The following is an 11,798-nucleotide window of genomic DNA, read 5'->3' as shown; positions in this document are numbered from 1 at the left end:
CTGGCGGCATGGCCGCGGGTAACAAGAGAGAGTACAGCTATGTATCACCTTCGAGTACCGCAAACGGAAGAAGAATTAGACGCTTATTACCATTTCCGCTGGGAAATGCTGCGCAAGCCCCTGCATCAACCTAAAGGCTCTGAACGCGACGCCTGGGACGCGATGGCGCACCACCAGATGGTGGTTGATGAAGAGGGCAACCTCGTTGCCGTGGGACGTCTGTATATCAATGCCGACAACGAAGCTTCAATCCGCTTTATGGCCGTTCATCCCTCCGTGCAGGACAAAGGCCTTGGAACGCTGATGGCTATGACGCTGGAATCCGTTGCCCGTCAGGAAGGGGTCAAGCGTGTCACCTGTAGCGCCCGCGAAGATGCCGTTGAGTTCTTTGCCAAGCTTGGTTTCGTGAATCAGGGGGAAATCACCGCCCCGCAAACTACGCCGATTCGTCACTTTTTGATGATCAAACCCATCGCCACGCTGGACGATATTCTCCATCGCGCCGACTGGTGCGGGCAGCTCCAGCAGGCGTGGTATCAGCACATTCCGCTCAGTGAAAAAATGGGTGTGCGTATTCAGCAATATACCGGGCAAAAATTTATTACCACCATGCCGGAAACCGGCAACCAGAACCCGCACCATACCCTGTTTGCCGGCAGCCTGTTTTCACTCGCCACGCTCACCGGCTGGGGACTGATCTGGCTGATGCTGCGCGAACGTCATCTCGGCGGCACCATTATTCTGGCCGATGCCCATATCCGCTACAGCGCCCCGATCAGCGGCAAGCCGAGCGCGGTTGCTGACCTGGGCGCACTGGGCGGCGATCTCGACCGTCTGGCGCGTGGACGTAAAGCACGCGTACAGATGCAGGTGGAGCTGTTCGGCGATGAAACGCCAGGCGCGGTGTTTGAAGGCACCTATATCGTTCTGCCAGCGAAGCCGTATGGCGCGTATGAAGAGGGCGGGAACGAGGAGGAGTAGTCTCCTTTTCACTCTCGCCCGGCATGGTTAATGCGCCAGGCAATATCTCGCATAACGTCTCGCGCTGACTGGCTAATTCCACCCAACTGGAAGAAGCCGTGTATTACACCCCGCCATCGTTGAGCGGTACACTTCACGCCTTGCTCCGTGAGGCGCTGATAAAGCGCCTCGCCTTCGTCGCGTAACGGATCATACTCCGCGGTAACAATATGGACCTTCGGCAGACCGCTAAAGTCGTTGCGCCACAGTGGGCTGACGTCAGGATGTTGACGGTCGGCTCCAGCCAGATACATTTCATAGCCGCTCAAAAGGGTATCGCGAGTAATCACGTAATCCATGCCATTGAGGGTATAGCTTTCAAAACTGGCCGTAGCGTCGAGCATGGGGTAGATAAGAATGAGCTGCGCGGGATCCCAGAGACCTTTGGCCTTAAGCCGCAATGACGTTACCAGCGCAAGATGACCTCCCGCACTGTCTCCACAAAGTGTAATCCGGTTTTTATCCACACCTAATTGTTCTGCATTTTGCCAGACAAGATCTGCCGCTCTCTCTGCATCGTCATGCGCAGCGGGGAAAGTATGCTCGGGTGCGAGTCTGTACTGAACCGCAATGACCCGGCAGTTACCGTAAAACGCCAGTTGGCGAAGCTGATTATCATGGGTTTCAAACCCACCGCTGACAAAACAACCGCCATGATAGTAGAGGGCACAAGGTAACATTTCAGGGGCATTGAAAGGCGAAAAGACCCGAAAGGTCATATTCTCAAGAACAAGCGTTTCAACCTGGATACGCGTTTCTGTTTCCCCGGCCAGCGCTGTGCTGGCGACATACCCGCTTCTCCGGTCATCAATACTCTGCTTTCGCGAGGAAGGTCGTCCTGCGGCAATAAACTCCTGTACCAGCTTATCAATACCCTTTTCCAGTGCCATGATTACGTCCTTTTACTGTGTTTTTATACAGTTTATAGCCTGGTTTACAGCAGATGAAAACAGAGAAATGTTGAGAGGTGCATATTGTGGAAAGTGGCTCGCAAAATCGATCATTCCCTAAAAAACGTCCTTTCACCCTAAATTGATAAAGAGTATTTTGCCTGAAAATTAACCAAAGATGATATACTAAGGTGATATATGAGCGTTTTGGCGGAACTTGATATGGGCAGAATACTTATTGATTTGTCTGATGACGTGATTCAACGTTTGGATAATCTCAAGCAATTGCGAAATCAGCCACGTGCTGAACTGCTTCGGGAAGCGATAGAACTGTATCTCGACCAGCAGAGTTCTTCTGTTATCCGAAATGCGCTTGGTCTGTGGGGAGACAGAAAAGAGGACGGGCTTGAGTATGAACGCAAGCTGCGTGAGGAGTGGTAATCATGGAGCACATGGCAGTGTTTGATACCAATATTCTCATTGATCTCTTCAACAACCGTATTGAAGCTGCGGATGCGATTGAGCATACCGCGTCGCATCGTGCCATCAGCTTAATTACCTGGATGGAAGTAATGGTGGGCGCTCGCAGGCATGGTCATGAAGCGAAAACGGCAGCCGTTATGGGCGCTTTTGAAATTATTGATGTGTCTCGGGATATTGCGGAAAGAAGCGTTTTACTACGTGAGAAGCATGGAATGAAACTGCCTGATGCTATCATTCTGGCCACAGCGCAGAGCAGAAAATGTCCGTTGATTTCTCGCAACACGAAAGATTTTGCGGGTATTGACGAGGTCCTTACGCCTTACCAGGTGTAGGCCGGGCAAGCTCGCGCCGCCCGGCACTCTCACAGGAGATTACTCCCCTTCACCCGGGAACAGGAACGGGTTGATCGAGCTGCGGGCAAAGCCCTCCTGCTCCATCTTCGCGTCCAGAATCAGCGAGGCGAGATCGTCGGCCACGGCTTCGACTTTCGGGTCTTTTTCCTGATACAGAATCTTCAGGTAGGTCCCGCAGTCGCCGCAGCTCTCCGCTTTCACCGCCGCGTCTTCATTTTCCAGCGACCAGTAGTTCAGATCGCGGGTCTGTTCGCAGTTGCTGCACTTGATGCGCACCACGTGCCACTCGGTTTCACACAGGTTGCAGTGCAGGTAGCGCAGCCCCTGAGTGGTGCCGATTTGCACCATGCTGGAGACCGGCATTGAACCACACACCGGGCAGAACTGGCGCGCTTCGCCGTATTCGGCGCGGGCTTTACCTGGAATCAGGCTCGCCATTTGCGCCCAGTAGAGAGACAGCGCAGCCCAGATGAACGGCGCTTTATCGCTGCTCACCAGTGAGAAGTCGGAAGCAAACAGCGCGCTCGCCATCTCTTCCAGCTCCTGATCGGAGGCTTTTTCCAGGTTCTCAATGACTGCCAGCGCCGTGCCGCTCATCTCGGGCTTCAGCTCGGCGATCAGGGAATGCAGCAGCTTATGCCAGTGCTTGTCGCGCGGCAGGACGTGAATATCCAGCGGCGGTTTGCCATGCTCATTGGCTTCTTTGATGCGTGCGGTCAGGTCCATTTGCAGCGGATGGTCGTACAGCACCACTTCCTGCGCATGGGCGACCAGCGCGGCAAAACGCAGAAAATCGCCCAGCGGGTTGTTCTCTGCCAGCTCGCGCAGACGCTCTGCGCGGCGGTTGTAGAGGTTCTTGAGTCTGGGGAATAACAACGGCGGAATATACTCCGCCGTACGTTTCTCGCTCGACCCCAGCTCATCTTGCGGGATTATGCGAATACTCATTCAGATGACTTTTCCTGTTTCTGGCGGACTTCTCGGTACCAGCGCGGGTGATGTTTCTTCGCCCACGTTTTGGTGACCCAGCCTTCCACCATCGCGGTAATGGTGCCTTTCACCCAGAGGGCGGCGTAAATATGCACCATGATAACCACAATTAACGCCACTGCGGCAAATGAATGCAGCATCAGCGCGAATCGGATCACCGGGATTGAGAAAGCAGGCGCAAAGTACGGACGCCAGATGATCACGCCGCTCACCAGCAACAGGACCAGGAAGATAATCGCCGCCCAGAATACGCATTTCTGGCCGAAGTTATAACGCCCGGTATCACCCACTTCCTCGTTGACGACGATCTTACGAATATTCTTCGCCCAAAAGATATCATCCCGATTGATTAGGTTATGGTGCCAGTAGCGGAAAAACATGATGATGAACGAGGCAAACATCACCACACCCACGAACGGGTGAAGGATGCGCGCCAGCTGCGGCGTGCCCAGTATCTGCATCAGCCAGTTGAAGGACGGGAAGAAGAAACCCAGCCCGCTTATCGCCGCCAGCATGAAGCAGAAGGCGGTGACCCAGTGGTTGATGCGTTCCGGCGCGGTGTAGCGCACGATGGTGTCACGTTTTCTCATTTGCGCACCTCGTCTTTCTCTTCATGCAGGTTGTCGTCTTCCTCTTCCGCACGGTTCGGACCAACGCCGACGTAGTGGAAGATGCTCGCTGCGAAGGTGGCCGCAAAACCGACCGCGGCCAGCGGTTTCCAGATACCTTTCCAGAACTTCACGGTCGCGCTGATTTCCGGGTTCTCCGGCAGGCCGTGATACAGGTTCGGCTTGTCGGCGTGGTGCAGCACGTACATCACGTGCGTACCGCCAACCCCGGCCGGATCGTACAGGCCTGCGTTATCGTAACCACGGGTTTTCAGCTCGCCCACGCGCTCTGCCGCCAGCGTTTTCATATCCTCTTTGGAGCCAAAGTGGATAGCGCCAGTTGGACAGGTCTTCACGCACGCTGGCTCCTGGCCGACATTTACGCGGTCAACGCACAGCGTACATTTGTAGACGCGGTTGTCTTCCGGGTTCAGGCGCGGCACGTCAAACGGACAACCCGCGATGCAATAGCCGCAGCCAATACACTGCTCGGACTGGAAGTCGACGATGCCGTTGGCATACTGAATGATAGCCCCTTCTGACGGACACGCCTTCAGGCAGCCCGGATCCGCACAGTGCATACAGCCATCTTTGCGGATAAGCCATTCCAGTTTGTCGTTCTGCTCCACTTCCGAGAAACGCATTACCGTCCAGGACTTGGCGGTCAGGTCCGCCGGGTTGTCGTACACCCCGACGTTGTGACCCACTTCGTCACGGATGTCGTTCCACTCTGAACAGGCCACCTGACAGGCTTTACAGCCGATACAGGTGGTCACGTCGATAAGCTTCGCCACTTCCTGCTGGTGGTCCCGCGCCTGAGGCGCGGGCGTGAAACCGTTAGTCGCGGAACGACGGATAATGTCTTGAGATTGATAAGCCATAAGTCGTCTCCGTTACACCTTTTCCACGTTCACGAGGAAGGCCTTAAACTCCGGCGTCTGCGTGTTCGCATCACCGACGAACGGCGTCAGGGTGTTCGCAATGAACCCTTTCTTCGCCACGCCCTCATAACCCCAGTGAATTGGGATGCCGATGGTATCCACCTGCTGACCGTGAACGTTCAGCGTGCGAATACGCTTGGTCACCACCGCCTTGGCTTTGATGTAGCCGCGGTTAGAGGAGACCTTCACGGTATCGCCATGGGCAATGCCGAGTTTGTTCGCCAGCTTCTCGCCGATCTCCACAAACTGCTCCGGCTGCGCGATGGCATTCAGCAACGCGTGCTTGGTCCAGTAGTGGAAGTGCTCGGTCAGACGGTAAGTGGTGCCGACATACGGGAACTTGTCCTTTTTACCCAGCGCTTCAAAATCGCCCTTGAAGATGCGGGCTGCCGGGTTAGAGACCACGTTCGGGTGCAGCGGGTTGGTACCCAGCGGCGTCTCAAACGGCTCGTAGTGTTCCGGGAACGGACCTTCCGCCATCTTATCGATAGCAAACAGGCGCCCCATCCCTTCAGGCTGCATGATAAACGGCCCGACATCGCTGCCTGGTGCGGCAGTGCTGTAGTCCGGAATATCCACGCCGCCCCATTTCGCGCCGTCCCACTTCAGTAGCTGACGCTTCGGATCCCACGGGTTGCCTTGCGGGTCAGCAGAGGCGCGGTTATAGAGGATGCGGCGGTTAAGCGGCCACGCCCATGCCCAGCCCAGCGTATTGCCGAGGCCCGACGGGTCGGCGTTATCGCGGTTGGCCATCTGGTTGCCTTTCGGCGTCCAGCTACCGGCAAAGATCCAGCAGCCGCTGGAGGTCGTACCGTCATCGCGCAGGTGCGCAAAGGTGCTGAGCTGATCGCCTTTCTTCGCCAGCACCGCACCGGTCGCCGGGTCGATAACGTCCGCCAGCGCCTTACCGTTGCTCTCCATCGCCACTTCTTCCGGAGACGGATTCTCTGGCGTCGAGTAGTTCCAGGTCATGTTCAGCACCGGCTCAGGCGTTGCGCCGCCTTCAGCCGCGTACATTTTACGCAGACGTAAGAAGATACCGGCCAGGATCTCGCCGTCGTTCAAGGCGATGCCCGGGGCATCCGCGCCTTTCCAGTGCCACTGCAACCAGCGGCCGGAGTTGACGATAGACCCGTTCTCTTCCGCGAAGCAGGTAGACGGCAGACGGAACACTTCGGTCTGAATCTTCGACGGATCGACATCGTTCGACTCACCGTGGTTCTGCCAGAACGTCGACGTTTCGGTATTGAGCGGGTCAATCGTCACCAGGAACTTCAGCTTCGACAGAGACTCGACAACCTTGTTCTTGTTCGGGAACGACGCCACCGGGTTAAAGCCCTGGCAGATATAGCCGTTGACCTGGCCCTGGTGCATCATTTCGAAGTACTGAAGTACGTCGTAACCTTTGTCCCACTTCGGCAGCCAGTCAAAGCCCCAGCTGTTTTCCGCCGTCGCCTTGTCGCCGTAGAAGGCTTTCATCAGCGAGACGAAGAACTTCGGATAGTTGCCCCAGTAGTTCACCTGGCCTTCGAGCAGCGGTTTTGGCGTGCTGGCCGTCAGGTAGGTTTGCAGATCGGTCTGTTTCTCGCTCGGCAGGTTCATGTAACCCGTCAGGCTCTGAGACAGCAGGCCGAGGTCGGTCAGACCCTGAATGTTGGAGTGACCGCGCAGGGCGTTCACGCCGCCGCCTGCCATCCCCATGTTGCCGAGGAGCAGCTGAACCATCGCCATGGTGCGGATGTTCTGCGCGCCGATGGAGTGCTGCGTCCAGCCGAGCGCATACAGGAACGACGCGGTTTTATCTTTCGCGCTGGTTTCCGCTATCAGCTCGCACACCTTCAGGAAATCCGCCTTCGGCGTCCCACAGATGTTTTCGACAACCTCCGGCGTGTAGCGGGAAACGTGCTCTTTCAGCAGGTTCCACACGCAGCGAGGGTGTTGCAGGGTGGTGTCGCGCTTCGCAAAGCCGTTTTCGTCCAGCTCGTAGTTCCAGCTGGTTTTGTCGTATTTGCGTTTTTCGGCGTCATAACCGCTGAACAGGCCATCTTCGAAGTGGTAATCCTCACGCACGATCAGGCTGGCGTTGGTATAGGCTTCGGTGTACTCGCGGTTATATTTTTCGTTGGTCATCAGGTACAGCAATACGCCTGACAGGAAAGTGATGTCAGTACCTGAACGAATAGGGGTGTAGAAATCCGCCACTGACGCTGTACGCGTAAAGCGGGGATCGATCACAATCAGCTTTGCGCCGTTGTGGATTTTGGCTTCCATCGCCCAGCGGAACCCGACAGGGTGCGCTTCAGCGGCGTTACCGCCCATCACCACAATGAGGTTGGCGTTTTTGATGTCGACCCAGTGGTTGGTCATCGCACCGCGACCAAATGTTGGAGCAAGACTTGCTACCGTTGGTCCGTGTCAGACACGCGCCTGGTTGTCGACCGCGAGCATACCGAGTGCGCGCGTAAATTTCTGGGTTAAATAGCCGGTTTCGTTACTGGACGCAGAAGCACACAGCATGCCAGTGGAGAGCCAGCGGTTAACGGTGGTGCCTTCGGCATTCTTCGCGATAAAGTTGGCATCGCGGTCTTCTTTCATCAGCTTAGCGATGCGATCGAACGCTTCTTCCCAGCTGATTTGCTGCCATTTGTCAGAGCCGGGAGCGCGATACTCAGGAAACTTCAGGCGGCTTTCGGAGTGGATAAAATCTACCAGACCGGCCCCTTTCGGACACAGCGCACCACGGTTGACCGGGTGATCCGGATCGCCTTCGATGTGGAAAATGGATGCTTTGGCGTTTTTCGCACCGTCGCCGAGGCTATACATTAACAGCCCACAGCCGACGGAGCAGTACGTACAGGTGTTACGGGTTTCGCGGGTGCGCAGCAGTTTATACTGCCGTGTTTCCGCCAGCGCTACACCGGGCGCAAAGCCCAGTGCCGCCGCCGTGGTGCCTGCCATACCGCCAGCGCAGATCTTAAAGAACTGCCTTCTGCTGACCTGCATGGGTCACTCCTTGGTTCATTACGACATTGCTATGTAGTTTTACTTTGCGGTTGAGAATTAACCGCAAAGGAGAAAAATTTGCATTAATCCCTCATTTCTCCGAGGGATAAGCCCAGAATACCACAATGTCGGTACGCCTGTTCTAACGGGGTTAAAACAAAGTGAACGTATTATCACGGCATTGATTATAAAATGTGATATCAATCACATTTTATCCTGTGCATGTTAAAGAGGTGTAGCAGCTGATCGGTTGCACCCCTCCGTATTGAGTAGGAGAATGGTTGCTGAAAAGTTGATCCATACTATGCGTAAGGCCTGCCGTTTGTGTTGCAATAGCAGGCTCACTTCCGTGGTTGTTCAGGAATACCGTTGTGTCTAAACAAAACCGTGCTGCCCACGTGTCGCCACTGCCTGCGGGCATTGTGGAACTGTCGGTACACAGACCGCCTCACATTTCACATGCCACGCCGGATTTTCTGGCGGAAGAGGTCCCCGTTGCCCTGGTTTACAACGGGATTTCGCATGTGGTGATGATGGCTTCGCCGAAAGATCTGGAACTGTTCGCCATAGGTTTTTCCCTCTCGGAAGGCATCATTGCGCATCCGCAGGAGATCTACGGTATGGATGTGGTTCAGGCCTGTAATGGCCTTGAAGTACAAATCGAACTCTCCAGTCGTCGCTTTATGGGGCTGAAAGAGCGCCGCCGGGCGCTGGCCGGACGTACCGGCTGCGGCGTGTGCGGCGTTGAACAGCTTAACGATATCGGTAAGCCCGTCGCGCCGCTGCCGTTTACCCAGACCTTCAACCTCGGTAACCTCGACAAAGCCCTGGAGCACCTCAATGATGTCCAGCCCATAGGTCAGCTGAGCGGCTGTACACATGCTGCGGCGTGGGTGCTCCCGTCGGGCGAGATCGTCGGAGGTCATGAAGATGTAGGCCGCCATGTGGCGCTGGATAAGCTGCTGGGCCGTCGCGCGCGTGAAGATGCCGTCTGGCAGCAAGGGGCCGCGCTCGTTTCCAGCCGCGCCAGCTATGAAATGGTGCAGAAAGCGGCCATGTGCGGCGTGGAGATCCTGTTTGCGGTGTCGGCTGCGACAACGCTGGCGGTCGAAGTGGCAGAGCGCTGCAACCTGACGCTGGTGGGGTTCTGCAAGCCGGGCAGGGCGACAATTTACACCCATCCGCAGCGATTAATTGTTAATCAGTAATTTTGAATGAGTATAGCAAAACCTTCCGCTTTTAGTTGTTCATGATGAGGGCTAGTATTTATCTCATCAAGGCACGGTGCCTTATCTAAACAACTTAACGAAAAGGTTTATCTCATGAAAAGCATCAAAACTTTTGTCGCTGTAATCGCTCTGGCTGCTTCTTTCGGTTCTTTCGCTGCGCAGACTGTGACTGCATCCGCCTCTACCCTCGATGGCGCAGAAGCCAAAATCGCCGCACAGGCTCAGGAAGCGGGCGCGTCATCCTACAAAATTACCCAGGCATTCACCGGTAACCGCGTACACATGACCGCTAAACTGAACAAATAAGTCATATAGCCGCTGTCCCTTGCTCTTCGGAGCAGGGACAGGTTTCATTCTGCTCCCCTGTTTTTATCCCGCCTTCCTGTACAAACCGCCTGTATTTTCAACCTGACAGAAAATAGCCATATCCTCCGGGATATTTCTTATTGGTTGAATAATAACTATAATGTTCCGTCCGGTTGAGTTACCCTTACTTAAAAATCAGCAATCTCATACATGATCTAAATACAAGGTCTGACCAGTTCTTTTAATTCATTTCAATAATGTATGATTTCATGTCTTTCAGACTGTATTTCGGGATTTATTATATAAATAATCAATAATTGATCCCAAATAATAAGGAAATCCTCAGGCTTTAATCCTAAAGAGATTCGGAGTCATTGACCCCGGTTATTCATGATGATAGTTTCAAAAACAATATTAAATCTTTACCCCTAAAACCAAATATTTCTCTTTTGGTTTATTTTGTATTTAACTCATATAAGGAAATTAAATGAACGCGATGTTTAAAAAAGGAGTGCTGGCATCTGTACTGGCAGTAGCGGCGTCTTCAGCAATGGCGGCTTCCAGTGTTGATATTCAGGTTACGGGGAAAATTGTTCCGTCTTCCTGTACACCGGCATTTATTAGCGGTGGCGGTATTGCTGATTTTGGTACCATGAAGGTGGCTAGTCTGAATTCCACCACCCCAACCCCTCTGGCGGATGTTAAAATTATCCCTATTTCTATTACCTGTGAAGAAGCGACCCGCGTTGGCGTGACCTTTAACGATTCGCATGTGGATTCTGCGCCTACGGAGAATATGCCGGTGAACTTTATTGATTCGGATTTCATTACCAGTGCGGGTTTTACGGCTGGCCTGGGGATGTATGGCGATAAGAAGATTGGCGCTTATTCAATGGGTATCCAAAAGACCGACGGGGCGACGACCAACGGAGACGGTGTAAACCTTTATCCAATCTTCACCAGCGATAACGGCGCATCATGGGGAGTTAAAAGCGGGTTTCGCTACTTACAGGTGAAACCTGATAAGAGTGAGATTTATTCCTTCACAGATCAAGCGACCGGTACAGTGGCACCTGTTGCACAAACTAAAATTAACTTCAACGTGGGCATTGCCGCGATGATTAACCCAACCAACGATTTAAATATCACGGATGAAGCTACCCTGGACGGCTTAACCAACGTTGAGCTGGTTTATCTGTAATCACCCCCACGTATCATGAAATACCTGACACCTCACTTCGGTGGGGTGTCCTATACCAATATTAATGGACTAATATTATGCTGCTTTTAAAGAGAACGCTGATCTGTGCCTGCCTGCTGGCCTCGTTCAACGGTATGGCTGCCGGGATGGTGCCGGATACCTCGCTGCTTATTGTCAATGAAGACAAGCAGGGGGCCAGCATGGATGTTAAAAACACCGATGCTGAAGCACAGCTGCTGTACACCAAAATTATTGATCTCCCGGACGACCCCAAACCGGGTCTGATTGCCACGCAGCCGGTTGTGCGCGTAGATGCGGGTAAAACCCAGCGCGTGCGTTTTGTGCTGAAAAACAGTAATGAGCCGCTGAAGGTGGAACATTTTAAGCGTGTCATTTTTACCGCTATCCCTCAGCGTGAAAAAAATAAAGTTAAAGTGGTGTTTAGCCAGAACCTTCCCGTCATTATTCACCCGGCTGGCCTGGCGGTAAATATTGAACCCTGGAAGGCACTCACCTGGCAGATAAAAAATGGCAATGTCACGGTTGAGAATAATACGCCTTATGTCGTCCGACTGGAGCAAAAGGTGAAATTAATGGCCTCGGGTACGATCGCGACATTAGCTAAGACTTACATTCTTCCTGGCGAAAAAATGACGGCCAGCGCCCCAGCCAAAATATCAGCATCCGAAAAACAAATCGAAATCTATCCGGCAACGCGTTATGGCTATAAGGCAGGGAATTATATCGCCGACCTTCAGCAATAAAATCACTTAA

General features: G+C 53.7%; 12 protein-coding genes. 7 read left to right on the top strand and 5 right to left on the bottom strand.

The genetic code is table 11. The features are described from left to right. Positions 1 to 39: 39 nt before the first annotated feature. Positions 40 to 981, top strand: a complete 942-nt coding sequence (gene fabY, locus FZF21_RS21735) for a fatty acid biosynthesis protein FabY (RefSeq protein ID WP_015569910.1) — start codon at positions 40 to 42, stop codon at positions 979 to 981. An 8-nt stretch (positions 982 to 989) separates the two neighbouring features. On the opposite strand, the gene FZF21_RS21730 is transcribed toward fabY, so the two are convergent. Further along, complete coding sequence (locus FZF21_RS21730; protein ID WP_045142559.1) at positions 990 to 1,910, bottom strand: alpha/beta hydrolase; 921 nt, start codon at positions 1,908 to 1,910, stop codon at positions 990 to 992. 198 nt (positions 1,911 to 2,108) lie between these two features. On the opposite strand from FZF21_RS21730, the gene FZF21_RS21725 reads away from it, so the two are divergent. Both FZF21_RS21725 and FZF21_RS21720 read left to right on the top strand, forming a co-directional pair. Further along, on the top strand, positions 2,109 to 2,351 hold the full coding sequence (locus tag FZF21_RS21725) for a ribbon-helix-helix domain-containing protein (protein ID WP_015569912.1): 243 nt from the start codon (positions 2,109 to 2,111) through the stop codon (positions 2,349 to 2,351). A gap of 2 nt (positions 2,352 to 2,353) precedes the next feature. Beyond that, positions 2,354 to 2,725: a type II toxin-antitoxin system VapC family toxin gene (locus tag FZF21_RS21720; RefSeq protein WP_017382676.1), complete on the top strand. Its 372-nt coding sequence runs from the start codon at positions 2,354 to 2,356 to the stop codon at positions 2,723 to 2,725. Positions 2,726 to 2,764: 39 nt separating this feature from the next. On the opposite strand, the gene fdhE is transcribed toward FZF21_RS21720, so the two are convergent. Genes fdhE through fdnG form a run of 4 tightly spaced genes read right to left on the bottom strand, consistent with a single transcriptional unit; the run spans position 2,765 to position 8,288 of the window. Beyond that, positions 2,765 to 3,694 carry a formate dehydrogenase accessory protein FdhE gene (fdhE, locus tag FZF21_RS21715; RefSeq protein ID WP_149121140.1) on the bottom strand — a complete coding sequence of 310 codons (930 nt, stop codon included), beginning with the start codon at positions 3,692 to 3,694 and terminating at the stop codon, positions 2,765 to 2,767. Then, positions 3,691 to 4,326, bottom strand: coding sequence for a formate dehydrogenase cytochrome b556 subunit (gene fdoI / locus FZF21_RS21710; RefSeq protein WP_015569914.1), 636 nt, complete (start codon positions 4,324 to 4,326; stop codon positions 3,691 to 3,693). Before fdoI ends, fdhE begins: the two co-directional genes overlap by 4 nt. Then, a complete protein-coding gene (gene fdxH / locus FZF21_RS21705) occupies positions 4,323 to 5,225 on the bottom strand; it encodes a formate dehydrogenase subunit beta (RefSeq protein ID WP_014072386.1) in 903 nt (300 codons plus the stop codon). Before fdxH ends, fdoI begins: the two co-directional genes overlap by 4 nt. A 12-nt stretch (positions 5,226 to 5,237) precedes the next feature. Beyond that, the gene (fdnG, locus tag FZF21_RS21700; protein ID WP_085929672.1) at positions 5,238 to 8,288 is read right to left on the bottom strand and encodes a formate dehydrogenase-N subunit alpha; all 3,051 of its coding nucleotides are present in this window, start codon (positions 8,286 to 8,288) and stop codon (positions 5,238 to 5,240) included. Between the two features lie 371 nt (positions 8,289 to 8,659). On the opposite strand from fdnG, the gene fdhD reads away from it, so the two are divergent. The 4 genes from fdhD (at position 8,660) to FZF21_RS21680 (ending at position 11,788) form a co-directional block, all read left to right on the top strand. After that, entirely contained in the window at positions 8,660 to 9,496 is an 837-nt protein-coding gene (fdhD, locus tag FZF21_RS21695) for a formate dehydrogenase accessory sulfurtransferase FdhD (protein WP_017382677.1), read from the top strand. Positions 9,497 to 9,610: 114 nt separating this feature from the next. Then, entirely contained in the window at positions 9,611 to 9,823 is a 213-nt protein-coding gene (locus FZF21_RS21690; protein ID WP_047736684.1) for a DUF1471 domain-containing protein, read from the top strand. Between the two features lie 487 nt (positions 9,824 to 10,310). Continuing rightward, the gene (locus tag FZF21_RS21685; RefSeq protein WP_015569917.1) at positions 10,311 to 11,024 is read left to right on the top strand and encodes a DUF1120 domain-containing protein; all 714 of its coding nucleotides are present in this window, start codon (positions 10,311 to 10,313) and stop codon (positions 11,022 to 11,024) included. Between the two features lie 77 nt (positions 11,025 to 11,101). Further along, positions 11,102 to 11,788 carry a fimbria/pilus chaperone family protein gene (locus tag FZF21_RS21680; protein WP_015569918.1) on the top strand — a complete coding sequence of 229 codons (687 nt, stop codon included), beginning with the start codon at positions 11,102 to 11,104 and terminating at the stop codon, positions 11,786 to 11,788. The last annotated feature ends 10 nt before the right edge of the window (positions 11,789 to 11,798 follow it).

The organism is Enterobacter sp. LU1, from assembly GCF_008271405.2.
Lineage (GTDB): Bacteria > Pseudomonadota > Gammaproteobacteria > Enterobacterales > Enterobacteriaceae > Enterobacter > Enterobacter hormaechei_C.
Note: the sequence above shows the minus strand (reverse complement) of the source record. Positions and strands in the feature narration are given on the sequence as shown.